At 70.6% G+C, this 24,000-nt stretch carries 21 protein-coding genes and 1 pseudogene; 15 read left to right on the forward strand and 7 right to left on the reverse strand.

The annotated features are described in order from the left end of the window. The first annotated feature begins 73 nt into the window (after positions 1–73). The gene (locus tag ACWGJY_RS04565; protein ID WP_453259319.1) at positions 74–688 is read left to right on the forward strand and encodes a TetR/AcrR family transcriptional regulator; all 615 of its coding nucleotides are present in this window, start codon (positions 74–76) and stop codon (positions 686–688) included. A 147-nt stretch (positions 689–835) separates the two neighbouring features. Here ACWGJY_RS04565 and ACWGJY_RS04570 read toward each other — a convergent pair whose 3' ends face one another. Further along, positions 836–2,203 carry a PucR family transcriptional regulator gene (locus ACWGJY_RS04570; protein ID WP_453259320.1) on the reverse strand — a complete coding sequence of 456 codons (1,368 nt, stop codon included), beginning with the start codon at positions 2,201–2,203 and terminating at the stop codon, positions 836–838. 305 nt (positions 2,204–2,508) lie between these two features. Between ACWGJY_RS04570 and ACWGJY_RS04575 the strand changes: the two genes are divergently transcribed. Further along, positions 2,509–3,435 (forward strand): proline dehydrogenase family protein, encoded by a 927-nt coding sequence (locus ACWGJY_RS04575; RefSeq protein WP_453259321.1) that lies wholly within the window; start codon positions 2,509–2,511, stop codon positions 3,433–3,435. A gap of 248 nt (positions 3,436–3,683) precedes the next feature. Continuing rightward, on the forward strand, positions 3,684–5,315 hold the full coding sequence (gene pruA, locus ACWGJY_RS04580) for an L-glutamate gamma-semialdehyde dehydrogenase (protein ID WP_453259322.1): 1,632 nt from the start codon (positions 3,684–3,686) through the stop codon (positions 5,313–5,315). A gap of 62 nt (positions 5,316–5,377) precedes the next feature. Here pruA and ACWGJY_RS04585 read toward each other — a convergent pair whose 3' ends face one another. Then, on the reverse strand, positions 5,378–6,061 hold the full coding sequence (locus ACWGJY_RS04585; RefSeq protein WP_453259323.1) for a Uma2 family endonuclease: 684 nt from the start codon (positions 6,059–6,061) through the stop codon (positions 5,378–5,380). A gap of 351 nt (positions 6,062–6,412) precedes the next feature. Here ACWGJY_RS04585 and ACWGJY_RS04590 point away from each other — a divergent pair, with 351 nt between their 5' ends. Next, the gene (locus tag ACWGJY_RS04590) at positions 6,413–6,544 is read left to right on the forward strand and encodes a hypothetical protein (protein ID WP_453259324.1); all 132 of its coding nucleotides are present in this window, start codon (positions 6,413–6,415) and stop codon (positions 6,542–6,544) included. Positions 6,545–6,707: 163 nt separating this feature from the next. Here ACWGJY_RS04590 and ACWGJY_RS04595 read toward each other — a convergent pair whose 3' ends face one another. Then, complete coding sequence (locus ACWGJY_RS04595; RefSeq protein ID WP_453259325.1) at positions 6,708–8,312, reverse strand: purple acid phosphatase family protein; 1,605 nt, start codon at positions 8,310–8,312, stop codon at positions 6,708–6,710. Positions 8,313–8,441: 129 nt separating this feature from the next. Between ACWGJY_RS04595 and ACWGJY_RS04600 the strand changes: the two genes are divergently transcribed. The 5 genes and pseudogenes from ACWGJY_RS04600 (at position 8,442) to cimA (ending at position 14,723) form a co-directional block, all read left to right on the forward strand. Beyond that, entirely contained in the window at positions 8,442–9,482 is a 1,041-nt protein-coding gene (locus ACWGJY_RS04600) for a 3-isopropylmalate dehydrogenase (protein ID WP_453259326.1), read from the forward strand. A 368-nt stretch (positions 9,483–9,850) separates the two neighbouring features. Continuing rightward, on the forward strand, positions 9,851–10,939 hold the full coding sequence (locus ACWGJY_RS04605) for a branched-chain amino acid aminotransferase (protein ID WP_453259327.1): 1,089 nt from the start codon (positions 9,851–9,853) through the stop codon (positions 10,937–10,939). A gap of 134 nt (positions 10,940–11,073) precedes the next feature. Beyond that, positions 11,074–11,262: pseudogene (locus ACWGJY_RS04610) on the forward strand (TetR family transcriptional regulator C-terminal domain-containing protein); the annotation flags it as partial. Positions 11,263–11,414: 152 nt separating this feature from the next. Further along, a complete protein-coding gene (locus ACWGJY_RS04615; RefSeq protein ID WP_453259328.1) occupies positions 11,415–12,734 on the forward strand; it encodes an MFS transporter in 1,320 nt (439 codons plus the stop codon). A 282-nt stretch (positions 12,735–13,016) separates the two neighbouring features. Continuing rightward, a complete protein-coding gene (cimA, locus tag ACWGJY_RS04620; RefSeq protein ID WP_453259329.1) occupies positions 13,017–14,723 on the forward strand; it encodes a citramalate synthase in 1,707 nt (568 codons plus the stop codon). An 88-nt stretch (positions 14,724–14,811) separates the two neighbouring features. Here cimA and ACWGJY_RS04625 read toward each other — a convergent pair whose 3' ends face one another. After that, positions 14,812–15,453 (reverse strand): YceI family protein, encoded by a 642-nt coding sequence (locus ACWGJY_RS04625; protein ID WP_453259330.1) that lies wholly within the window; start codon positions 15,451–15,453, stop codon positions 14,812–14,814. Between the two features lie 240 nt (positions 15,454–15,693). Between ACWGJY_RS04625 and ACWGJY_RS04630 the strand changes: the two genes are divergently transcribed. From ACWGJY_RS04630 to ACWGJY_RS04655, 6 genes are all read left to right on the forward strand, one after another. Next, positions 15,694–18,192, forward strand: coding sequence for a polysaccharide lyase 8 family protein (locus ACWGJY_RS04630; protein WP_453259331.1), 2,499 nt, complete (start codon positions 15,694–15,696; stop codon positions 18,190–18,192). 216 nt (positions 18,193–18,408) lie between these two features. Further along, the gene (locus ACWGJY_RS04635) at positions 18,409–19,992 is read left to right on the forward strand and encodes an acyl-CoA carboxylase subunit beta (protein ID WP_453259332.1); all 1,584 of its coding nucleotides are present in this window, start codon (positions 18,409–18,411) and stop codon (positions 19,990–19,992) included. A 57-nt stretch (positions 19,993–20,049) separates the two neighbouring features. Further along, positions 20,050–20,256 (forward strand): acyl-CoA carboxylase epsilon subunit, encoded by a 207-nt coding sequence (locus ACWGJY_RS04640; RefSeq protein ID WP_453259333.1) that lies wholly within the window; start codon positions 20,050–20,052, stop codon positions 20,254–20,256. Positions 20,257–20,948: 692 nt separating this feature from the next. After that, positions 20,949–21,605 carry a DUF4360 domain-containing protein gene (locus ACWGJY_RS04645; protein ID WP_453259334.1) on the forward strand — a complete coding sequence of 219 codons (657 nt, stop codon included), beginning with the start codon at positions 20,949–20,951 and terminating at the stop codon, positions 21,603–21,605. Between the two features lie 210 nt (positions 21,606–21,815). Next, positions 21,816–22,031, forward strand: coding sequence for a Scr1 family TA system antitoxin-like transcriptional regulator (locus tag ACWGJY_RS04650; protein ID WP_453259335.1), 216 nt, complete (start codon positions 21,816–21,818; stop codon positions 22,029–22,031). A gap of 12 nt (positions 22,032–22,043) precedes the next feature. Then, a complete protein-coding gene (locus ACWGJY_RS04655) occupies positions 22,044–22,244 on the forward strand; it encodes a DUF397 domain-containing protein (RefSeq protein ID WP_453259336.1) in 201 nt (66 codons plus the stop codon). Positions 22,245–22,338: 94 nt separating this feature from the next. Here ACWGJY_RS04655 and ACWGJY_RS04660 read toward each other — a convergent pair whose 3' ends face one another. The 3 genes from ACWGJY_RS04660 to ACWGJY_RS04670 form a co-directional block, all read right to left on the reverse strand. After that, entirely contained in the window at positions 22,339–22,917 is a 579-nt protein-coding gene (locus ACWGJY_RS04660) for a GTP-binding protein (protein ID WP_159469791.1), read from the reverse strand. Then, positions 22,898–23,500, reverse strand: coding sequence for a DUF742 domain-containing protein (locus ACWGJY_RS04665; protein ID WP_453259337.1), 603 nt, complete (start codon positions 23,498–23,500; stop codon positions 22,898–22,900). The genes ACWGJY_RS04660 and ACWGJY_RS04665 overlap by 20 nt, the downstream gene beginning before the upstream one ends. 84 nt (positions 23,501–23,584) lie before the next feature. Further along, on the reverse strand, positions 23,585–23,998 hold the full coding sequence (locus ACWGJY_RS04670; RefSeq protein WP_018087204.1) for a roadblock/LC7 domain-containing protein: 414 nt from the start codon (positions 23,996–23,998) through the stop codon (positions 23,585–23,587). Positions 23,999–24,000: the final 2 nt, after the last annotated feature.

The following is a 24,000-nucleotide window of genomic DNA, read 5'->3' on the forward strand; positions in this document are numbered from 1 at the left end:
TATACGCCCGTTTAATACGCCCGTTTAATACGGACGTCTGGTACGAGCGTATATGCGGCGATAGGCTGCCTCCATGGGACACCGTGAAGATCTTCTGGAGGGCGCCAAACGCTGCCTCCTGGAGAAGGGGTATGCCCGCACCACCGCCCGCGATATCGTGGCCGCCTCCGGCGCCAACCTCGCCTCCATCGGATACCACTACGGCTCCAAGGACGCCCTGATGCGCCAGGCGGTCATCGCGTCCGGCGAGGAGTGGGGCATGAGCGTGGCCCAGCTGCCGGCCGTCGGTGACGCGGCGAAGGCACCGGACGCGGACCCGCTGGAGCGGTTCGCCGCGACCTGGGACTCGGTCCTGCAACGGATCGCCACGGAACGGGAGTTCATCGCCGCGCAGGTCGAGGTGCTGGGGCTGCTGCCGCGCGACGCGGCGCTGCGTGAGGCGATCGGCGAGGTGCTCCCGGAGGGCGGTGAGGGCCTCGTCGCGCTCTTCGAAGGAGTCCCGGACACCGAGGTCGGCCCGGAGGCGGCGCGCATCGTCGGCTCCTTCTACCGGGCCCTGCTCACCGGCCTGATGGTCCAGTCGCTGCTCACACCGGACGCGATGCCCTCCGGCCGGGACCTGGCGACCGCGCTGCGCCGGGTCACCGCGGGCGAGGTGCTGGGGGGCGAGGTGCTGGGGGAGGAGTGATCTGCGGCGGTGCCGGCCGTGGCCCCGGTGTCCCCGGCACCTGCCGCCCGGCGCCTGCCGCCCGGGACCCGGACCCGTCACCCGGACACCCGGGTGATGCCCTCCCGATCCGGTGACCGGCCGGGCGTGCGCACGGCAGAGCGGCCGTCACAGCCGTGCCGCCTTGAGTGCCATGTGCAGAAGCAGCCGGTGCTCGCCGTCGTCGAGATCGAGGCCGGTCAGCTTCTCCACCCGGCCCAGGCGGTAGTAGAGCGTCTGGCGGTGGATGCCCAGGGCCTGTGCGGTGCGGCTCGCCTGGCCCGCGCAGTCGAGGAACATCTCGGCGGTACGGGCGAGTTCGGCGTGTGCGGGAGTCAGCAGCGGGCCGACGGCCGGGTCGGGTGCGGTGCCCGGCAGCGCGGTCAGCATGCGGTACGGGCCGAGGGCGTCCCACTGGGTGACCGGGCCCAGCCGGGGCTCGGCGCGGGCCGCGCGGGCCGCATCCAGCGCTTCGCGCCAGGCGGCCGGGAGGTCGGTCAACTCCGTTGTGCCGACGCCGATTCCGGCGGCGCCGGGGCAGGGCGGCGGGGGGTGTCCGGCGGGGCCGCCACGCGAGGTGCTGCGCGGCGAGTGGCCGCCCTCGGCCGGCGCGGCGCCCGCGCGCGGGGAGCGCAGCAGATGCTCGGCCACGGCATGGGCCGGGGCGAGCGCGCCGGCCGAGCGCAGCCGCACCAGCGCGGCCAGGGCGGGCCCGGTGGCCGCGGACTGCCCACGGCCCCCGGCCCCGGAGGGGCCGTGGTGTCCGCTGTCGTGCAGTGCGGCGGAATCCGTCTCGTCCGTGCCCTCCGCCGGGGCCGCCGGGGCGCCCGCCCGCAGTGCGCACGCCGCCAGCAGGCCCGGCAGGCTGGGCAGCGGCGCCGCGTCCGTGTCCGAGGTGTCCCAGGGCAGTACCGCGACCAGGGTGAGCGGGACCCCCGGGGTGAAGCGCAGGGTGTCCCGCAGCGCATCGCGCAGCGCGGCCGCGGCGGCCGGCCGGCCGGTGGGCGGTGAGGCCAGCAACTCCCGCAGCAGATCGCCGAGTTCGGAGCCGGCGCGGGCCTCGTCGGCCAGCAGCGCGCCGATCCGGGCGGCGGTCTCCATCGCCTGCGCGATCCGCGGGTCGGGCGGCACCCCACGGCCGCCCAGTTCGAGGTCGGTCAGATGCCCGTCGTCCAGCAGCCAGACATATCCGTGCACGATGCCCCGGTGGCGTACGGGCAGACAGATCCGCCCCTTGAAGACGCCGGCCGCCGGGTCCGGCGGAATGCGCAGTGCCGTTCTGGCGCGGGCGATCCCGAACGCCTCGAACCAGGCCCGTACCGCCGCCGACGAGCGGCGCTGCAGGATCGAGCGGGTCCGTACGGGGTCCATGACCTCGTCGTCGTCCCCTTCGTGTGCCCCGAACGCAATCAGTCCGAAATCCCGGTCCTCCAGCGTCGCCGGTGCGCCGAGCGCCGCCGAGATCTCGTCCACGAGCTGCTGGTAATCGCCCCGCATCCGCCGCCCGGCTCCTCTCCTGTCGTCACCTCACCGGCACCACCGGCACCACCGGCACCACTGGCATCACCGGAACCACCGGCATCACCGGCACCTGGGACACCTCTCACGCCGCTGTCACCCCTGACACGGCTGTTCCTCTTTCATTCTCATACATCTGTCTGAGATCCCAACCACGAAGGCGTGACAGCTGTCGATGGCCGGGAAGTGGCGCGATCCTTAAGTTTCAGGTGGCTCAATCTTGCCGACGCGTTAGCCCGTCCGGCGTCCGCCGGTACTTGTCACCCTGAATCGTGGAGGTGCCCATGCTGGGTCCCGTGCTCCTCGCCGCAGCGCGCAGCGACAGCATCCGCCGCATTGTCGCGGCCGCCCCGGTTACCCGGCCCGTCGTGGACCGGTTCGTCGCCGGCGAGCGCCTGGACGAGTCCATGGCGGCCGTGCGGAACCTGGCCGCCCGCGGCCTGGAGATCACCCTCGACCACCTGGGCGAGGACATCACCGACCCGGCCGAGGCCCTGCGCAACCGCGATGCCTATCTCCAGCTGGCGGCGGCCCTCAAGGAACAAGGGCTCGGCGTCAAGGCCGAGATGTCGGTCAAGCTGTCCGCTTTCGGGCAGGCCCTGGCCGGCGGCCACGAGCTGGCGCTGAAGAACGTCACTCCGGTGGTCGAGGCCGCCGCCGAGGCCGGAACGACCGTGACCCTCGACATGGAGGACCACACCACGGTCGACTCCACCCTTGCGATCCTCGCCGACCTGCGGGAGCGCTTCCCCCAGACGGGCGCGGTGCTGCAGTCCTATCTCTTCCGCACCGAGGACGACTGCCGCGAGCTCGCCGGGGAAGGCTCCCGGGTGCGGCTGGTCAAGGGCGCGTACAAGGAGCCCGCGACCGTCGCCTTCCAGGACAAGCGGGAGGTCGACAAGGCGTATGTGCGCTGCCTGAAGATCCTGATGGGCGGGGAGGGCTACCCCATGATCGGGTCGCACGACCCGCGGATGGTGGCCATCGCCCAGGAGCTCGCGCACCGCAACGGACGCAAGCCGGCCGACTACGAATTCCAGATGCTGTACGGCATCCGCGAGGCGGAGCAGCAGCGACTGGTCGCCAACGGGCACCGTATGCGGGTGTACATCCCCTATGGCACCGACTGGTACGGCTACTTCATGCGCCGGCTCGCCGAGCGCCCCGCGAACCTCGGGTTCTTCCTGAGGTCGCTGGCGACGCGAGGCTGACGGCCATGGGCCGGCGCGTTTTTGGCCGGGGGTCCGGGGTTGTCCCCCGGGAGACCGCAGCCTGAGGGCGTCGGCGGCCCGAGTCCGACCGCCTCTGGCCGATCGCCCCACGGGGCGGGCGCGGGTGGATGCTGGAAGCCCGGGGTGCATCCCGGACGGCACCGCCCGTGGTCGCCCACCCGAAGCGGCCGCGGCCGCACCACCGACGTACGAACACGACGATCGAGATCGAAGGAGACACGGCCGCTATGGACGCTGTGACCCAGGTCCCCGTGCCGGTGAACGAGCCGGTCCACACCTACGCCCCCGGCAGCCCGGAGCGTTCCCGTCTGGAGGCCAGGCTCAAGGAGCTGGCCGGCAACCCGATCGAGCTGCCGATGACCATCGGCGGTGAGCGCCGGATGGGCGGCGGCGAGCGTTTTGACGTCGTCCAGCCGCACCGCCACGCCTCCCGGCTCGGTACGTTCGCCAATGCCACGGTCAAGGACGGCCAGGACGCGGTCGACGCCGCGCTGGCCGCCGCCCCCGCCTGGCGTGCGATGTCCTTCGACGACCGCGCCGCGATCATCCTCAAGGCCGCCGATCTGCTCTCCGGCCCCTGGCGCGAGACGATGGCCGCCGCCACCATGCTCGGCCAGGGCAAGACCGCCCAGCAGGCGGAGATCGACACCCCCTGTGAGCTGATCGACTTCTGGCGCTTCAATGTGCACTTCGCACGCCAGATCCTCGCCGAGCAGCCCCCGGCGAACTCCCCGGGCGTCTGGAACCGCTCGGACCACCGCCCCCTCGAAGGCTTCGTCTACGCGATCACGCCCTTCAACTTCACCGCGATCGCCGGCAACCTCCCGACCGCGCCCGCCCTGATGGGCAATGTCGTGGTCTGGAAGCCGTCCCCGACGCAGACCCTCGCCGCCGTGCTGCTGATGCAGCTGCTGGAGGAGGCCGGACTGCCCAAGGGCGTCATCAACCTCGTCACCGGTGACGGCAAGGACGTCTCCGAGGTGGCGCTGACCCACCCCGACCTGGCGGGCATCCACTTCACCGGTTCGACCAAGACCTTCCAGCACCTGTGGAAGACGGTCGGCGTCAACATCGAGAACTACAAGACCTACCCGCGGCTCGTCGGCGAGACCGGCGGCAAGGACTTCATCGTCGCCCACCCGTCGGCCGACCGCGCCGTGCTGAAGACCGCCATGACCCGTGGCGCCTTCGAGTTCCAGGGCCAGAAGTGTTCCGCGGCCTCCCGTGCGTACGTCCCGGCCTCGCTGTGGAACTCGGGCCTCAAGGAGGAGTTCGCGGCCGAGGTCGACTCCCTGTCCATGGGCGATGTCGCGGACCTGACGAACTTCATGTCCGCCGTCATCGACGAGCGCTCGTTCGCCAAGAACAAGGCGGCGATCGACCGCGCCAAGGCCGACCCGACCGTCGAGATCGTGGCCGGCGGCACGTACGACGACAGCGAGGGCTACTTCGTCCGCCCGACGGTCCTGGTCTCCACCGACCCGGAGAACGAGATCTTCAAGGACGAGTACTTCGGCCCGATCCTCGGTGTCTACGTCTACGACGACGCCGACTATGACGCGATGCTCACCCAGATGGAGTCCGCCTCGGCGTACGGCCTGACCGGTTGCGTCATCGCCCAGGACCGTGCCGCGGCCGCCGCGACCTGCGAGAAGCTGCGCTTCGCGGCCGGCAACTTCTACATCAACGACAAGCCGACCGGCGCCGTCGTCGGCCAGCAGCCCTTCGGCGGCGGCCGCGCGTCCGGCACCAACGACAAGGCCGGCGCCAAGCAGAACCTGATGCGCTGGACCTCCACCCGCTCCATCAAGGAGACCCTGGTCCCGCCGACGGACTACCGCTACCCGCACATGGGCTGAGTGCCCGCGCATACTCCGACGGCCCGGCCCCTCTCCCCGGGGGCCGGGCCGTCGGCGTTGCGTCAGGCGCTGCGCGGCGGGCCGGTGATCGCTTCGCCGATGACGAAGCCCTTGGCGGGGCCTTCGGGGATGGTTACTTCGGTGCCGTACGGCACCCGGTGGCTCTCGGCGTAGGCCGCTCTCTCGGGGGAGGGCGATGACAGCACGGTGACGGTGCCCTGGCCGTCGTAGTCGTCGATGATCACGTAGACGGGGATGCCGGCGCCGGCGTATGCACGGCGCTTGCGGATGCGGTCGCGCTTCTTGCAGTCATGACCGGGTGAGACCACCTCGGCGACGAGTGCTACACAGCGGACATCGAGTCCGATGCCGTCTTCTGCGATGAATTCGGTGTCGCCTGCCGAGGCGACGATGGCGTCTTCGAGGGCGATGAGGGCGTCCGGAATCCAGACCTTACGGCCGTGGATGATGTTGGTGTCGTTGGTGACGGCGTAGGCACTCGACTGCTTGTCGAGGTACTGGGTGAGCTGTCGGCGCAGCTGGAAGCTGATCCTGCTGTGACTGTGGCGACCGGTGGGCGACACCTCGATGGACCCCTCGATGATCTCGGCGTGGTAGCCCTCGGGGAGTTCCATGGCTTTCCATGCCTGCCACAGGACCTCGTCCAGGTCGGGTCCGGGGGGCGTGGTCTCCGGTGTCGTGATCTCCGGCGTCTTCACGGGCGCCTCCTGCGCGAGTGCGGTCATGGTGCAGCACCTCCTCCTAAGTGTGGGCGGGCTCGGCCTGGTGGCACAAGCGACACCGCCACGCTAGGAGCGCCGAGAGGTCCATGACCGGCATATATCCGTGGATCACTCGTTCGAGCACACGGCCGCCGTCTCAGATAGTAGGAAGCCCAAGTAATTGTGCAGACATCACGGCCGAGCTGTCCTAGCTTTGTAGGAGCCGAACGCATCGCTCCATCGAGCGAAAGCGGATGTGGCCCGGTGCGTGAGCGCAGGTGACCCCTGCGGTGCCGAGGCCCCCGCCCCTTCCGGCCGCTTTTGGATCGACGCATCCCATTTGTTCTCGGGGCTCTGGCATTGGAGACGTGAATCATGGCTGAGACCGCCGTCCGCAGGACCCGTCACGCCGCCCGTACGACCAGCGACGCCGACCGCCGCAACGCCGCGGCCGCTCTCCAGCGTGCCCTCGACCGCCGTGACAACGGCGGCTCCACCGGGCACTGAGATGCTGCGCGCGCGACCCGGGCCGGTGCTGTCGAAGTCGGCGTCGGTGCCCTGCCGCTGCTGCTGGCGGATCCGGCTGTCCGTGGCCCGCTGGATCTGTCACCCGTAAACCGTCCGGGGGCGCCCGGAATGCGGGCGCCCCCGCGAGTCGTCGTCCGCCGCCTCACTGCACGGGCGAGCGGGTCACCTCGAAGTGGTCGATCCGCTCACCGGACTCGGCGAGGGCGGTGACCTTCATCCGCGGGCGATGGCCCGGCGAGACCTCGACGGCGATGAAGGAGTAGCCGGTGTAGCGGACCCGGGACCACTCCACGGTGTCCTTGTTCTTCACCTTGCCCTTGGTCCAGTGGTAGGTGTCGACGTGGTCGACGTCCTTGACGTGGCCCTCGTAGCTGTCGGGTGCGGGGAAGTCGTAGAGGGCCCGACCCGCGCCGCCGGCGGTCACGTACACGATGCCCTCGCGGGTGGCGTCGACCCGCTCGCCGATCGGCATCTTCTTGCTGACCCGGCCGCCCTTGAGGGCGTCGGTCCGCTCGTAGACGTGGTTGTGGCCGTTGATGACCAGGTCCACCTGGTGCTTCTCGAAGAGCGGCAGCCAGGCGTCGCGCACCCCGCCGTCGGAGGCGTGCGAGTTGGTGGTGGAGAAGGCGCAGTGGTGGAAGAAGACGACGAGGAAGTCGATGCCGTCGGTGCCGCGCAGCTGTGCCAGTCTGCGGTCCAGCCAGCGGGTCTGCCGGCCGCCGGTGTAGCCCTGGTTGGCGGGGATCTCGTACGAGACATCGTTGGCGTCCAGGGCGATGACCGCGACATTGCCGTAGGTGAACGAGTAGACGCCGGGGGCGTTCTCGGCGTCCGGGCCGTTCCCGGGCAGTGTCCAGCGGGCGTTCTGGCCGCCGTAGCCGTGCGGGGAGTACCAGGCCTCCATGTCGTGATTCCCGGTGGTGACCATCCACGGCACGGACTTGGCCACCGACTCGGTCTGCGCGAGGAACTGGTCCCAGACCCGGGCGTCATAGGTGTCGTGCTCGGAGCCCTCGCCGTCCGGGTCCGCGTAGCAGATGTCGCCCGCATGCAGGTGGAAGGACGGGTTCTGGCCCAGGATCAGCTGGTCGTTGGCGAGCGCGTGGTAGCTCACGCCCTGGTCGCCGAAGGCGGTGAAGACGAACGGCTCGGGGCGGGCCGGGGCGGTGCGGAAGGTGCCGACGGTGGAGAAGTGGCGCGGGTCGGCCGGGTCGAAGCCGTCGTGGCCGACGCCGTAGTAGTACGTCGTTCCCGGCCGCAGCCCGTCCAGCGCGGCGTGCAGGTAGTACTGCTGCACGGCCGGCAGCTTCGCGGACAGCGACGGGGTGTGCAGGTCGCGCACCTCGGCCTCGATCTTGCGCCCCAGGTCCCACGGCTCGAGCCCCACCCGCAGATACGGCCGCCGGACCGCGAGCGGCACCTGCCAGCTCACCCGCATCTGGCTCCTGGGGTCCGCACCGAAGGCCAGATGGCGGCCGAACGGGGCGACCAGCGCACCGTCGACGCCGGCCGCGGCGGTCGCGGTCAGCAGGGTGGGGGAGGCCTGGGCCGAACCGGCCGGCAGACCGGCGGCCGCCACCACTCCCGCGGTCGCGGCCGAGGTGCGCAGCAGTCCGCGGCGGCTCAGCTTCGTACGGAGGTAGTCGTGCTGCTCGGGCATGCTCATCCGGGCCGCCAACTGCTCCGGTATGCCGACACGCGGGGTGGGGGAGGGCTGGGGGCCGGTCGCCCGGGTGTTTCCAGTCATGCCGCCGAATGTCGCAGCGCGACCCGACCGCGAGCCGGACGCGGGGTGAACGGCAGCTGACCGACTCCCTTCTTGTCCGTATGGCGGACGTGACGTGTCAATCAATGGGACGGAGAGTAGGGTCCCACCATGTCTCGCAGCATTCGCCTCGCAGTGATCCCCGGTGACGGTATCGGCCAGGAAGTCGTGGCCCAGGGCCTCAAGGTCCTGACCGCGGTCCTCCCGCAGGACGTCAAGCTGGAAACCAAGGAGTACGACCTCGGTGCCCGGCGATGGCATGCGACCGGTGAGACCCTGCCGGACGCGGAGCTGGAGTCGCTCAAGCAGCACGACGCGATCCTGCTCGGCGCGATCGGCGACCCGTCCGTACCCTCCGGGGTGCTGGAGCGCGGTCTGCTGCTCAAGCTCCGCTTCGCCTTCGACCACTTCGTCAACCTGCGCCCGTCGAAGCTCTTCCCGAACACCACCACGCCGCTCGCCGGCCGCCCCGACATCGACTTCATCGTCGTCCGCGAGGGCACCGAGGGCCCGTACACCGGCAACGGCGGCAGCCTGCGCACCGGCACCCCCGCCGAGGTCGCCACCGAGGTCAGCCTCAACACCGCCTACGGCGTCGAGCGCGTGGTCCGGGACGCGTACGAGCGGGCCAACGCCCGCCCGCGCAAGAAGCTGACGCTGGTGCACAAGAACAATGTCCTGGTGTACGCGGGCCACATGTGGAAGAACATCTTCGACAAGGTCGGCCAGGAGTACCCCGAGGTCACCACCGACTACCTGCATGTCGACGCCGCGACGATCTTCTTCGTCACCCAGCCCGAGCGGTTCGACGTGATCGTCACCGACAACCTCTTCGGCGACATCCTCACCGACCTCGCCGCGGCCGTCGCCGGCGGTATCGGCCTGGCGGCCTCCGGGAACATCAACCCGACCGGCGAATTCCCCTCGATGTTCGAGCCGGTGCACGGCTCCGCGCCGGACATCGCGGGCACCGGCAAGGCCGACCCGACGGCGACGGTCCTCTCCGTGGCCCTGCTGCTGCGCCACCTCGGCTTCGAGCCGCAGGCCGCCCGGATCGAGGAGGCCGTGGCGGCCGACCTGGAGGCCAGGGACGGCTCGGCACGCAGCACGGACGAGATCGGCGACACGCTCGTCGCACGCGTAGCGGGCTGAGGCCCGGCAGCGCACACACGCACCACGGACAGCGCCGGGCCACCCCAGGGCCCGGCGCTGTCCGTGTCGGTCCGCTCTGGGTTTACCGCCCGGTGGGTGCGACCATCGGAACCGGACCGCGCACTCGGTTCCGGCGGCGGAGACCCACGGGCGATAATCGGACGTGGCATCGCCGCTCGCGAGGAAACTCGGACGTCCCAGTAACGACCGGTACGTCCAGGACGTCGTGCGCGGTCGCCATCACACCGGTGCCGCATGGTGAGGGCCGACCCCTTGCCCCCGGCCGGAGGGCTGGGCCGGTGACGCTCCTCCAGCAGGCGCTGGGAGGTGCCCCAGGTCTCGGAACACGCAGTGAAGGACATGCATTGATGACGACGCCCACGATCGAGCTCAAGCCCTCCTCGCATCCGCTCGCCGACGCGGAGCGGGAGCAGATCCTGGCCGCCCCCGGCTTCGGCCGCCACTTCACCGACCACATGGTGACGATCAAGTGGACGGAGGGCCGCGGCTGGCACGACGGCCAGCTCGTGCCGTACGGGCCGCTCTCCCTGGACCCGGCGACCAACGTCCTGCACTACGCGCAGGAGATCTTCGAGGGCCTCAAGGCCTACCGGCAGCCCGACGGCTCCGTCGCCACGTTCCGCCCCGACGCCAACGCCCGGCGCTTCCAGGCCTCCGCTCGCCGGCTGGCCATGCCGGAGCTGCCCGTCGAGACCTTCATCGAGGCGTGCGACCTCCTTGTCCGGCAGGACAAGGACTGGGTGCCCGCGCACGGCGGCGAGCAGTCGCTCTACCTGCGCCCGTTCATGATCGCCACCGAGGTCGGGCTGGGTGTGAAGCCCGCCAACGAGTACCTTTTCGTGGTCATCGCCTCGCCTGCCGGGGCGTACTTCGCCGGTGGCGTCAAGCCCGTCTCCATCTGGCTGTCCGAGGACCGGGTGCGTGCCGTCCCCGGCGGTATGGGCGACGCCAAGACCGGCGGCAACTACGCCGCGTCGCTGCTCGCGCAGGCCGAGGCCGCCGCGCACGGCTGCGACCAGGTCGCCTACCTCGACGCCGTGGAGCACAAGTGGGTCGAGGAGCTGGGCGGCATGAACCTGTACTTCGTGTACGGGGACAAGATCGTCACGCCCACGCTGACCGGCTCCCTCCTCGCCGGAGTCACCCGCGACTCCCTGCTGTCCGTCGCCCGCGACCTGGGCTACGAGTCGGAGGAGGCCCGGGTCTCCATCGACCAGTGGAAGGCCGACACGGAGAACGGCACGCTCACCGAGGTCTTCGCCTGCGGCACGGCCGCCGTGATCACCCCGGTCGGCACGGTCAAGAGCGCGGGCGGCGAATGGACCCAGTCCGGCGGTGAGCCCGGCAAGGTCACGCTGAAGCTGCGGGACGCGCTCCTCGACATCCAGCGTGGTATCGCCGAGGACACCCACGGCTGGATGCACCCGCTGGGCTGACCCGGTCCTCCCGGAGCATGACCGAGGCCGCCACCGGCACGATGCCGGGGGCGGCCTCGGCCGGGTCCGGGCCGGCTCAGCCGGCCTGCGCGGGGGGCCTTGGCCGGGGCGGCCGGGGGAGCGGGCGGTACGGCGCGCGGGGCCGCGACAAGGGCGAGTTCCGCCCCGTCGACGCCGAACGCTTCGCCACCCGCACCCGCGCCCTCCTCGACGGCTTCGGCACCCACCTCGTCGTCGGCCTCCCCGGCGCCGGCCGGGAACAAGTGAGCGGCCATGTACGGGACTTCCTCGACGAGTCGCGCTCCGCCGCCCCGCGGGACTGACGGGACCGTGCAGTACGGCTCCGCGACGACGCCGACGAGGGCGCATCGCGCACCTGACCGGCCTCCTTGTGACCACAACGCACGTAAGTAGCTGCGATCGTTGCCGACCGCGCTCTTGCCGAAGGCTGCCGGGTCCGCGACCGTGAGCGGCTATGGGACGAGAGCAGTGGAAGAAGATCTGGGTCGGGTCGGCCGGCAACATGGTCGAGTGGTTCGACTGGTTCGTGTATGCCAGCTTCGCGGTCTACTTTGCGGATTCCTTCTTTCCCCGGGGCAATGACACCGCGAACCTCATGAACACCATGGGGATCTTCGCCGTCGGCTTCTTCATGCGCCCGGTGGGCGGCTGGGTGCTCGGCCGGGTCGGGGACCGCAAGGGCCGGAAGGCCGCGCTCACGCTGACCGTCACCTTGATGTCCGCCTCCGCGATCCTGATCGCCGTCGCGCCGACCTACGCGGTCGCGGGCTACGGCGGGGTGGCCGTACTGCTCCTGGCCCGGATGCTGCAGGGGCTCTCGGTCGGCGGGGAGTACGCGGCCAGCGCCACCTACCTCACCGAGGCCTCCGCCCCCGGGCGGCGCGGCTTCGCCTCCAGCTTCCAGTATGTGTCGATGACCGCGGGACAACTGCTCGGCCTCGGGCTGCAGATCGTGCTGCAGCGCACCCTGTCGGACGACGCGCTGCACCACTGGGCCTGGCGGATCCCGTTCATCGTCGGAGCGCTGGGCGCCGCCATCGTCTTCTATCTGCGCCGCAACATGCTGGAGACCGAGGTGTACGCCGAGGACGAGGGCGCTCACGCCGACCCGGCGCGCGGCACCCTCAAGGCGCTGCTGGCCCACAAGCGCGAGGCGTTCCTGGTCATGGCGCTCACCATGGGCGGCACGGTCGCGTACTACACCTACACGACCTACCTCACCAAGTACCTCTCGGGCAGCGCCGGGATGGACAAGCCGACCGCCTCGCTGGTCAGCTTCTGCGCCCTGTTCCTCTTCATGTGCCTGCAGCCGCTGGCGGGGAAGCTCTCCGACCGGATCGGCCGCCGGCCACTGCTGATCACCTTCGCGGTCGGCTCGACCTTCCTGACCGTGCCGATCATGACGCTGCTCCGGCACGCCGGCAGCTTCTGGCCGGCGCTGGGGCTCTCGATGCTCGCGCTGGTCGTGGTCACCGGCTACACCTCGATCAACGCCTGTGTGAAGGCCGAGCTGTTCCCGACCGGCATCCGTGCGCTGGGCGTCGCGCTGCCGTACGCCCTCGCCAACGCGCTGTTCGGCGGCACCGCGGAGTATGTGGCCCTGTGGTTCAAGGACGGCGGCATCGAGTCCGGCTACTACTGGTACGTCGCCGGCTGCGCCGCCGTCTCGCTGATCGTCTACGTCACGATGCGCGAGACCCGGACCATCGATCTGCACCGGGTGGGCCGGCAGGACGCGGGCGCGGGCAGTGACACGCGCGTGCTCGCATCCTGAGACGGGCCGGGCGCCGGGGGTGGTCGTGTGCCAGACTGCCCCCGTGCTCTCGTTCGCCATGATTATTGGCAGCAGGCGCGCCGGTCCGCAGTGACCGCCCCGTACGAACCGAGTACGGCGTGGCCATCGTCGTCCCAGACCCGCGCGCAGACCTCTCGCACCCGCGAGAGGTTTTTTCGTTTCCGGCCCACAGTTCACCGGAGGCGGAGCGTGCGGGAGCATGGAGGGGCGGTGGAACCGGTTATTCCGGTAGACCGAGATCCCGACAGGAGCCAGACCAGCATGACGGACGCACCCACACCCCACCCGTCTCCGGCCACCACCCCGGCCGGAGCCGCTGCGCGGCGCCCCTCCCCGAATTCGTCTCCCGCCCCCCGCCCCGACGGCGCGGTGTCCGACGACTTCCATGTCTTCGACACCACGCTCCGCGACGGTGCGCAGCGCGAGGGCATCAACCTCACCGTCGCCGACAAGCTGACCATCGCCCGGCACCTCGACGACTTCGGCGTGGGCTTCATCGAGGGCGGCTGGCCCGGCGCCAACCCGCGGGACACCGAGTTCTTCCAACGGGCCCGCGAGGAGATCGACTTCCGGCACGCACAGCTGGTCGCGTTCGGCGCCACCCGCAAGGCCGGGGTCCGGGTCGAGGACGATCCGCAGGTCGCCGCGCTCCTGGCGTCCCAGGCCCCGGTGATCACGCTGGTCGCCAAGTCCCATGTCGGGCATGTGGAGCTGGCGCTGCGGACCACCCCACAGGAGAACCTCGCGATGGTGCGGGACACCGTCGCCCACCTGTGCGCCCAGGGCCGCCGGGTCTTCCTCGACTGTGAGCACTTCTTCGACGGCTATGCGCTGGACCCGGTCTACGCCAAGCAGGTCGTGCGCACCGCGAGCGAGGCCGGCGCCGATGTCGTGGTGCTCTGCGACACCAACGGAGGCATGCTTCCGGCGCAGGTCACCGCCGTCGTCCGGACCGTCCTCGCGGACACCGGCGCACGACTGGGCATCCACGCCCAGGACGACACGGGCTGCGCCGTCGCCAACACCCTGGCCGCGGTGGACGCGGGCGCCACGCACGTCCAGTGCACCGCCAACGGCTACGGCGAACGGGTCGGCAATTCCAACCTCTTCCCGGTCGCCGCCGCACTGGAGCTCAAGTACGGGCGCCCGGTGCTGCCCGAGGGCAAGCTCGCCGAGACCACCCGGATCTCGCACGCCATCGCCGAGGTCGTCAACCTCATCCCCTCCACCCACCAGCCCTACGTCGGTGTCTCCGCCTTCGCCCACAAGGCCGGACTGCACGCTTCCGCGATCAAGGTCGACCCGGACCTCTACCAGCACATCGACCCGGCGCTGGTCGGCAACACCATGCGGATGCTGGTCTCCGACATGGCCGGGCGGGCCTCCATCGAGCTCAAGGGCAAGGAGCTGGGCATCGACCTCGGCGACCACCGCGAGCTGGTCGGCCGGGTCGTCGAGCGGGTCAAGGAACGCGAGCTGGCGGGCTACACCTACGAGGCCGCGGACGCCTCGTTCGAGCTGCTGCTGCGGGCGGAGCTGCAGCGGTCGGAGGGGGGCCGGCCGCGCAGCTACTTCACGGTCGAGTCCTGGCGGGCGATCGTCGAGGACCGCCCGGACGGTACGCACGCCAACGAGGCGACCGTGAAGCTGTGGGCCAAGGGCGAGCGGATCGTCGCCACCGCCGAGGGCAACGGCCCGGTCAATGCGCTGGACCGGGCGCTGCGGGTCGGCCTGGAACGGATCTATCCGCAGCTGGCCCACATGGAGCTGGTGGACTACAAGGTCCGCATCCTGGAGGGCGCCCTGGGCACCGGCTCGATCACCCGGGTCCTGGTCTCCACCAGCGACGGCCGGGGCGAGTGGTCCACGGTCGGCGTCGCGGAGAACGTCATCGCCGCGTCCTGGCAGGCGCTGGACGACGCCTATGCGTACGGGCTGCTGCGGGCCGGCGTCGAACCGCAGGAGTGAACGCCCCGTCGGGGGTGTGACCGCGGCCCCGTACGGCCCTCGGGGGAGGGGCCGTACGGGGCCGCGGTCAGGTGGCGGGCCGATACGGTCAGGCCTGCGGGGCCGCCTTGACGGCGGAGATGTCGAAGGTGAGCTTGATCTTGTCGCTGACCATCACTCCGCCGGTCTCCAGCGCGGCGTTCCAGGTCAGGCCCCAGTCGGAGCGCAGGATCTCGGCGCTGCCCTCGAAGCCGACCCGCTCGGCGCCGTAGACATCGGTGGCCGAACCGTGGAACTCCAGGTCGATGGTGAGCGGCTTGGTGACGTCGCGGAGGGTCAGTTCGCCGGTGATGCGGTAGCGGTCGCCGGACACGCGCGCGGCGGCGGTGCTGCGGAAGGTCATCAGCGGGAACGTCTCGGCGTCGAAGAAGTCGGCGCTGCGCAGATGGCCGTCGCGGTCCGCGATGCCGGTGTCGATGCTGGCGATCTTGATGTCGAGGGAGGCGCTGGAGCGGGACGGGTCGGCGCCGTCGAGGTGGAGCGCGCCCTCGTACTCGCCGAACGCACCGCGGACGTTGGTGACCATGGCGTGCCGGACGGTGAAGCCGATGCTGCTGTGTGCCGGGTCGATGGTGTAGTCGCCGGTCAGCGCCGCGAGCGCGGGGTCCGCGTCGAGGACGGCAGCACTGGCGGTCGCGGGGGCGGTGGTGTCGCCGGTGTCGGCGGTGCGCTTGCGGTGGAACAGAGCCATGGCTCCTCCTCGAAGACGGCGCACCGGGTGGGTGCGCAGATTTGTTTAAGCTTCAACGAGATTCACCGTAGCGGGATCTGGTTCAATATTCAACCTCTTCGTCGGCCGGGCTCCGCCGGACGGGTGGCGAGCGGTGTTCCGGCGCGGTCATTGCCGCCCCGCGACGGCTCGTGCTAGACCATCGGGAACTCCCAAGTGCGCAGCGCCACACCCCTGTTGACGCCATGGAGAGGACCGACCGTGCCGCCTGTACCCGCCACGTCCGTCTGGTCACGCCGAGGAATTCTCGCCACCGCTACCGCCACCGCCGCCGCGAGCGCGCTCGGCCTCACCGCCCGCCCCGCCGGTGCCGCTCCCGGGCCGGCCGTCGCTCCCGGGCCGGCCGCCGCTCCCGGGGACGAGTTCACCACCCTCCGCGGCCGCTGGTGCGAGCTCACCCTCGGCAGCGGCTTCGACCCCGCCGCACCGCCCTACGCCGCTGCCCTCAAGGAGACCGGCGACCTCGCGTGCACCTTCCGGGCGAGCATGCGGCCGGCCGCGGGATCCCTCTGGCCGGACTGCCGCTACGACCCGCCGTCCGGCATCACCCGGAGCTACGGCCGGCTCGCCACCATGGCCCAGGCCTACGCCCAGCCCGGCACCGGCCACACCGGCGACCCCGGCCTCGCCGAGGCCCTCGTCACGGGGCTCGGCCACCTCGACGCCACCGTCTACCACTCCGCCACCGCCCTCCCCCAGCTATCGCTGGGAGGTGCCCCCTCCGGCAACTGGTGGGAGTGGCAGATCGGCAGCCCCAGACTCCTCCTCGACACCCTCGCCGTCCTCGACGACCGCCTGCCCGACGGCGGCCTCCCCGCCGGTCTGCGCGACCGCTGCCTGGCCGCCGTCGACCACTTCGTCCCCGACAGCATGCTCGGCGACTACACCGGGACCAGCACCGGCGCCAACCGCGTCGACCTGTGCCGGGTGGTCGCGCTGCGCGGCGTCCTCGGCCGCGCCCCCGCGAAGATCGCGCTGGCCCGCGACGCCCTCTCGCCGGTCTTCCCCTACGTCACCAAGGGCGACGGCCTCTACGCCGACGGCTCTTTCGTCCAGCACACCTGCGTCGCCTACTCCGGCACCTACGGCTATGTCCTGCTGGACGGCCTGGGCCGGCTGTTCACCCTGCTCGCCGGATCGTCCTGGCAGGTCACCGACCCGGCACGGCAGATCGTCCTCGACAGCGTCGAGCACGCCTACGCCCCGCTGCTCCACAACGGGCTGATGATGGACAGCGTCAACGGGCGGGCCGTCAGCCGCGGCTACCTCCGCAGCGACGAGCGGCACGTCCTGCGCAGCGACCACTACCACGGCCATGCGCTGATCGCCGCCATCGCGCTGCTCGCCCAGACCGCGAGCGGCGCCGAGCGGGAGCGCTGGCACGCCATGGTCAAGGGCTGGATCGCCCGCGACCGTACGCTGCCGGTCCTCACCGACCGGCAGTACCCGGTCGCCGACCTCAGCCGCCTGCGGAAGATCGCCGACAGCTCCGCGCCCGCCGCTCCCGAACCCGTCGGCCACCGGCTGTTCCCGGCCATGGACCGCGCCGTGCACCGCCGCCCCGGCTGGGCCGCCGGCCTGGCCATGGCCTCCGACCGGATCGCGTACTACGAGAACGGCAACGGCGAGAACCCGCACGGCTGGCACACCGGCGCCGGGATGCTCTACTGGTGGGGCGCCGACTTCGGCGGCGACCAGTACACCGACGCCTTCTGGCCCACCGTCGACCCCTACCGGCTTCCCGGCACCACCGTGTCCACCAAGCGGCTGGCCGACAACGAAGGCGGCGGCTGGGGCGAGCCCAAGCCCGCCGCGCGCTGGGTCGGCGGCACCACCGACGGCGAATTCGCCGCGATCGGCCAGGACCTGCGCGGTCTGGCCTCGACCCTGACCGCCAGGAAATCGTGGTTCGCGCTCGCGGACTGCGTCGTCTGCCTGGGTGCCGGCATCACCGCGCGCGACGGGGTGCCCGCCGAGACCGTCGTCGACAACCGCTGCCTGGGCGAGACCGGCACCGCGCAGCTCACCGTCGACGGGGTACCGCAGCCCGGCACGCTCGGCACGACCCGCTCCTTCCGCCGCGCCCACTGGGCCCACCTCGCCGGACACGGCGGCTATGTCTTCCCCGGCGGCGCACCCCTCAAGGCGCTGCGCGAGGCCCGCACCGGCTCCTGGCACGACATCAACACGACCTCCTCCACCGAGCCCTTCACCCGCCGCTATCTCACCCTCTGGCACGACCACGGCACCGACCCGGCCGACGCGGGCTACGCCTACCTCCTCATGCCGGGCGCCACCGCCCGCGCCCTCGCCGCCCGCGCCGCCGACCACCGCTGGCTGACCCTGCTCGCCAACGACGCCGGCCGGCAGGCGATCGCCGTCGACCCGCTCGGCGTAACGGCCGCCAATTTCTGGCGGGCGGGCAGTGCGGGCCCGCTCACCAGCAGCGGTCCGGCGAGCGTGCTGGTCCGCGAGCGGCACGGACGGTGGCCGGCCGGCCGTACCCGTACCGCGCGGCTGTGTCTCGCCGCCCCGGAACGTACCGGCGATCCGCTGGAGATCACCTGGTCACGGCCGGTGCGTGCGGTGCTCGCCCACGACCCGGCGATCGAGGTGCTGGCCACCGGGCGCGCCCTGCGGCTGCGGCTGACGCCCGGCACCGGCTGTGCCACCCACCGCTGCACGGTGCGGCTGGGCTGACTGGTTCCGGCCCTGACGGGTCATCCGGTCACGACAACATCACTCCGCCGCCGTTTGTCGGCCTCATACAGAAGCGGGGCGCCGCCGCCACCCGAACGGACGCCGGGACGCGGGGCCCGTACAGCACGGTTCTGTACTGCCTGCCCACCAAATCGCATGCGACGTTGTACGAAACCGACATCGGTGTGGGGCGCCTCGCCCACGTACCGTCGGTACATGACCACTGTCGAAGATGTGCCCGCCGGCGCCAACGACGCCCGCGGGCGCGTCGCCGAGCTGCACGCCATCCGTGAGCAGGTCCGGCGAGGCCCCAGCGAGCGTGCCACCGAAGCGCAGCGTGCCAAGGGCAAGCTGACGGCTCGCGAGCGGATCGAGCTGCTGCTGGACGAGGGTTCGTTCAACGAGGTCGAGCCGCTGCGGCGGCACCGGGCGACGGGCTTCGGCCTGGAGGCGAAGAAGCCCTACACCGACGGTGTGATCACCGGCTGGGGCACCGTGCACGGCCGGACCGTGTTCACCTACGCGCACGACTTCCGGATCTTCGGCGGCGCGCTGGGCGAGGCCCACGCCACCAAGATCCACAAGATCATGGACATGGCCATCCAGGCCGGTGCGCCGCTGGTCTCGCTGAACGACGGCGCCGGCGCCCGTATCCAGGAGGGCGTCTCCGCGCTGGCCGGCTACGGCGGCATCTTCCAGCGCAACACCAAGGCCTCGGGCGTCATCCCGCAGATTTCGGTCATGCTCGGCCCCTGTGCCGGCGGCGCGGCCTACAGCCCGGCGCTGACCGACTTCGTCTTCATGGTCCGCGAGACCTCGCAGATGTTCATCACCGGCCCCGACGTGGTGCGTGCGGTGACCGGCGAGGAGATCACCCAGAACGGCCTGGGCGGCGCGGATGTGCACGCCGAGACGTCGGGTGTGGCCCACTTCGCCTACGACGACGAGGTCACCTGCCTGGAAGAGGTCCGCTACCTCCTCTCCCTCCTGCCGGCCAACAACCGGGAGAACCCCCCGGTGGTGCCCTGCGAGGACCCCGCCGACCGCTCCGGTGACGCACTGCTGGACCTGGTGCCGGCCGACGGCAACCGCCCGTACGACATGCGCAAGGTCATCGAGGAGATCGTCGACGACGGCGAGTTCCTGGAGGTCCACGAGCGCTGGGCGACCAACATCATCTGTGCGCTGTCCCGGCTCGACGGGCGGGTCGTGGGCATCATCGCCAACCAGCCGCAGTCGCTGGCCGGCGTGCTGGACATCGAGGCGTCCGAAAAGTCCGCCCGGTTCGTCCAGATGTGCGATGCCTTCAACATCCCGCTCATCACGCTCCTCGACGTCCCCGGCTTCCTGCCCGGCGTCGACCAGGAGCACGGCGGCATCATCCGGCACGGCGCCAAGCTGCTCTACGCCTACTGCAACGCCACCGTCCCGCGGATCTCGCTCGTGCTGCGCAAGGCCTACGGCGGCGCCTACATCGTCATGGACTCGCAGTCCATCGGTGCCGACCTCACCTATGCCTGGCCCACCAACGAGATCGCGGTGATGGGTGCCGAGGGCGCCGCCAACGTCATCTTCCGCAAGCAGATCGCCGAGGCGGACGACTCCGAGGCCATGCGGGTGCGCATGGTCAAGGAGTACAAGTCCGAGCTGATGCACCCCTATTACGCGGCCGAGCGCGGCCTGGTCGACGACGTCATCGACCCCGCCGAAACCCGTCACACGCTCATCCGTGCCCTGGAGATGCTGCGCACCAAGCACGCGGACCTGCCGGCCCGTAAGCACGGCAACCCGCCCCAGTAGCCGCACCCCGCACCCCGCACCAGGCACTACGCCCACCGCGACGACGGAGAAGACATCGTGAATCCTGCCCACCGCAACGACCCGATCCGCGTGGAGAAGGGCCAGGCCAGCGAGGAAGAGCTCGCCGCCCTGACCGCCGTCCTCCTGGCCCGCGCCGCCCACCGGCCGACGGCCGCCCCGGCCCGCCCGCACGCCACGGCCGCCCGCTGGCGCCGCCTGGAGCGTCAGAACGGCTTCCACGGAGCGACCAGCTGGCAGCGCTGAACGCCTTACCGAACGGCGAGGGGCCCGCACTGCGGGCCCCTCGCCGTGTGGTGGCTTGTGTGCCGTGTCCGGCCGGTGGGGGCTGGTGCCGGGGTTGATGACGACTGGGCTGCACGCGCGGCCAATGCCCTGCCAAGGGGCGCGCGCAGTGGTGGCCGTAACGGTCATCGGTAGGGCGGGACGGTCGCCGACGTGCGGCGGTCGGAGGGGATGTCCGGTGCCCCGCCCGCAGGACCGGAGCGAACGCCGGGGTGCCTTCTGCACGTACCAGGGCCGCCCGCGCCGTGGGGGCACCTCCCGGCCGAAGGCTGGGGGAGGGGTACCGGGCGTCCCCTCCGACCCACCACCCACAGCGACTGGGCGCACCGGCCCCAGCCACAGGCAACGTGCACCCGTCCCCGCCGCGAGCCGACCACGTGTCCGGCCTGAGCCACACCCCACGCACCCCACTCCCAGCAATCGCATGAGGGATATACCGCTCAACAACCCACCAATGACTGCGATATGAGGCCTCATCACTTTTCGGACTCGGTGTTCCGGTTTGGCATGTGGCGTCCGGATCAAGGCGTAGGTTCGCCCCAATTCTGGGGAGCAGAGCTGTTCAAGCCGCCATGACCGTGCTGGCATGCGCTCGTCAACCCACTCCTGGTGTTCCCGTAGTGCGGGCGCCAGGACGACCGGAAGGAACGTCCATGCTCAGCACGCTCAGTGCTGGTGCCGCCGTGGCATCGTTGCTCCTCGCCGGATCGGCATCCCCCACCACCGCCACACGGTTCGGCGACGACCCGCCGACCGGCAAGATCACCATTACCGTCGCCACGGTCAACGGTTCGGGCTGCAGACCCGGCAGCGCCGCCGTCGCCATCGCCCCCGACAACACCGCCTTCACCGTCACGTACAGCGAATATCTCGCCCAGGCGGGTGCCGGCAGCACGCCGACCGACTCCCGCAAGAACTGCCAGATCGCGCTGAACGTGCATGTCCCGCAGGGCTTCACCTACGCGGTCGCCCGAGCCGACTACCGCGGCTATGCTTCGCTGGCTCCGGGCGCCAGGGGGCTGGAACAGGCGGGCTACTACTTCCAGGGCCAGCAGCAGACGGCCCGTAAGAGCCACACCTTCACCGGGCCCTACGACTCCAACTGGCAGACCTCGGACGAGACCGACGTCGACGCGCTGGTGTACGCACCCTGCGGCGAGGAGCGGTACTTCAACATCAACACCGAGATGAGGGTGGACGCCAAGTCGGCGGACCCCAAGGCCACCAGCTACATGGCCATGGACTCCACCGACGGCAGCATCAACACCATGTACCACTTCGCATGGAAGGAGTGCCCCGCCGGAACGTGACGGCGGGCCGGACGAACGGACACCGGGCCCGCACGCGCACTCGCGTGCGGGCCCTTCAGGCGCCCCCCGGCCAGATGAGCCACGCCTGCGTGCCCTTCGGCCTCCCGAACCAGCGCACCGCGCTCTCGGGCGAGCTGAGACTGAACTGCGTCCTGCCGCCGTCGCCGACCACCTGCGCCCGCCCGTTCTCGTACGCCAGTCCCCAGGGAGGTGTCGTTTCCGGTTTCAGGCCATCCCATCGTCTACGCCTCTGGCCCCGTTCCCCAGCTCGACACCGTGGAACTCGACACGGAGTACGGGTGTGATTTCCTGGACGCCGAGGCTCAGTTGGAGAAGTACCGGACAGTTCTGGACCGGATGGAGTCCCGCGCACTGAAACCGGGTGAGTCGCGTGACCTGATCCGCCGGGTCGCACAGAACGCCTGAGAGGGAAGGCACATGACTACGTACGACTGGCAGAAGTCTTCGTACAGTGCACAGGGATCAAACTGCCTCTACGTCGCTGCCCCCGACGGCCAGACGATCAAGCTGCGGGAGAGCGACGACCCGGATTTCATCCTGACCACCACTCCCGCCAATTTGAAGGCGTTCATCCTGGGCGTCAAGGCGGGGGAGTTCGATCACTTCATCGACGGCTGAGACGGCCGCCGCGAACGGCGAAGGCCCCCGCTACCTGGCAGGCAGGTGCGCGGGGGCCTTTCGCGATACGGCGTGTCCGGGGCCGTAGGCCCCGTCAGCGCAGCCGCGCCATCAGCGCGTGCTCCACGAGCGTGATGAGCGCGCTCTTGGCCTCGCTGCGGTGCCGGGCGTCGGTCACGATGATCGGCGCGTCCGGGCCGATCTGCAGCGCCTCACGCACCTCGTCGGGCGTGTAGGGCTGGTGTCCGTCGAAGCCGTTGAGGGCGATGACGAACGGCAGTCCGCTGTTCTCGAAGTAGTCGACCGCGGGGAAGCAGTCGGCGAGACGGCGGGTGTCGACCAGCACCACCGCGCCGATGGCGCCACGGACCAGGTCGTCCCACATGAACCAGAAGCGGTCCTGACCCGGCGTACCGAACAGGTACAGGATCAGGTCCTGGTCCAGCGTGATCCGGCCGAAGTCCATCGCCACGGTCGTGGTCGTCTTGTCCGGCGCGTGCGTGAGGTCGTCGATCCCCGCCGAGGCGGAAGTCATCACGGCTTCGGTACGCAGCGGATTGATCTCTGAAACGGCCCCGACGAACGTGGTCTTGCCCACGCCGAAGCCGCCCGCCACCACGATTTTCGCGGAGGTGGTGGAGCGGGCTGCACCGCTAGAGCTTGCGAAGTCCACTGAGCACCCTTTCGAGCAGTGTCACATCTGGCTGTCCGCCGGCGGTCTCGTCCCCGCCGGGCTGATGGATGGCGACGAGTCCGGCCTCCGCCAGGTCGGCGACGAGGATCCGGGCGACGCCGAGGGGGATGGAGAGTAGCGCGGAGATCTCGGCAACTGACTTGATCTCGCGGCAGAGGTGGCAGATGCGCTGGTGCTCCGGCAGCTGGCCCTGCAGCTTCGCGGGGTCGGCGGTCGTGCTGACCAGCGCCTCGATGGCGAGCTGGTAGCGCGGCCTGGTCCGGCCTCCGGTCATGGCGTACGGGCGCACGAGCGAGTTGTTCGCACTGGGTGCGGGCGCGGGCGCACGCCGCTGGGGCTGTACCGGCTGGATGCGCGGTGCCTGCGGCTGGTCGTACACCGACGGCTCGTACGGCTGGGAGTCGTACGGCCGGGGCTGCTGCTGCGGAGGCCGCTGCGGCTGCTGCCGCGGTGGCCGCTGACTGGGCGCAGACGGGAAGTTGAAGCGGTTGTGATGGGTCTCGCCCACAGGCCCGGACTCCTGCCCGGAACCATAGGGGTATCCGCTCGGGGGCGTTGCCACGTCTCCTCCTCCAACTTGCCTGTCTGACGCCGGTCACGCCACCGAACCATAAGGCGCGGTGGCGGGAAACGCACTGCCTGTCTGTTAGTTGAGAAGGCTGCCCTGCAGTTCGGCGCGCAGATCCGGTGTGAGCACCGTGCCCGCGCGGTCGACCAGCAGGGCCATCTCGTAGCCGACCAGACCGATGTCGCACTCGGGGTGCGCGAGCACGGCCAGCGACGATCCGTCCGAGACGGACATGATGAAGAGGAAGCCGCGCTCCATCTCCACCACGGTCTGGTTGACGCTACCGCCCTCGAAGATGCGGGACGCGCCGGAGGTCAGCGAGGTCAGGCCGGAGGCCACCGCCGCCAACTGATCGGCTCTGTCACGAGGGAAACCCTCGGACATGGCAAGGAGCAGCCCGTCCGCGGAGACCACGACCGTGTGGGACACCCCGGGGGTGTTGTCCACGAAGTTGGTGATCAACCAGTTCAGATTCTGCGCCGCCTGGCTCATCG

It is taken from the genome of Streptomyces sp. NPDC054765 (assembly GCF_053612065.1).

Bases quoted from the DNA above. Each gene is read 5' to 3' on its own strand.
- pruA (WP_453259322.1), top strand. From the start codon at position 3,684: ATGGACGCTGTGACCCAGGTCCCCGTGCCGGTGAACGAGCCGGTCCAC.
- ACWGJY_RS04670 (WP_018087204.1), bottom strand. From the start codon at position 23,998: ATGAGCCAGGCGGCGCAGAATCTGAACTGGTTGATCACCAACTTCGTG.
- ACWGJY_RS04635 (WP_453259332.1), top strand. From the start codon at position 18,409: ATGACCACTGTCGAAGATGTGCCCGCCGGCGCCAACGACGCCCGCGGG.
- ACWGJY_RS04595 (WP_453259325.1), bottom strand. From the start codon at position 8,312: ATGACTGGAAACACCCGGGCGACCGGCCCCCAGCCCTCCCCCACCCCG.
- ACWGJY_RS04575 (WP_453259321.1), top strand. From the start codon at position 2,509: ATGCTGGGTCCCGTGCTCCTCGCCGCAGCGCGCAGCGACAGCATCCGC.
- ACWGJY_RS04600 (WP_453259326.1), top strand. From the start codon at position 8,442: ATGTCTCGCAGCATTCGCCTCGCAGTGATCCCCGGTGACGGTATCGGC.
- ACWGJY_RS04655 (WP_453259336.1), top strand. From the start codon at position 22,044: ATGACTACGTACGACTGGCAGAAGTCTTCGTACAGTGCACAGGGATCA.
- ACWGJY_RS04615 (WP_453259328.1), top strand. From the start codon at position 11,415: ATGGGACGAGAGCAGTGGAAGAAGATCTGGGTCGGGTCGGCCGGCAAC.
- ACWGJY_RS04625 (WP_453259330.1), bottom strand. From the start codon at position 15,453: ATGGCTCTGTTCCACCGCAAGCGCACCGCCGACACCGGCGACACCACC.
- ACWGJY_RS04565 (WP_453259319.1), top strand. From the start codon at position 74: ATGGGACACCGTGAAGATCTTCTGGAGGGCGCCAAACGCTGCCTCCTG.
- cimA (WP_453259329.1), top strand. From the start codon at position 13,017: ATGACGGACGCACCCACACCCCACCCGTCTCCGGCCACCACCCCGGCC.
- ACWGJY_RS04605 (WP_453259327.1), top strand. From the start codon at position 9,851: ATGACGACGCCCACGATCGAGCTCAAGCCCTCCTCGCATCCGCTCGCC.
- ACWGJY_RS04590 (WP_453259324.1), top strand. From the start codon at position 6,413: ATGGCTGAGACCGCCGTCCGCAGGACCCGTCACGCCGCCCGTACGACC.
- ACWGJY_RS04585 (WP_453259323.1), bottom strand. From the start codon at position 6,061: ATGACCGCACTCGCGCAGGAGGCGCCCGTGAAGACGCCGGAGATCACG.
- ACWGJY_RS04645 (WP_453259334.1), top strand. From the start codon at position 20,949: ATGCTCAGCACGCTCAGTGCTGGTGCCGCCGTGGCATCGTTGCTCCTC.
- ACWGJY_RS04570 (WP_453259320.1), bottom strand. From the start codon at position 2,203: ATGCGGGGCGATTACCAGCAGCTCGTGGACGAGATCTCGGCGGCGCTC.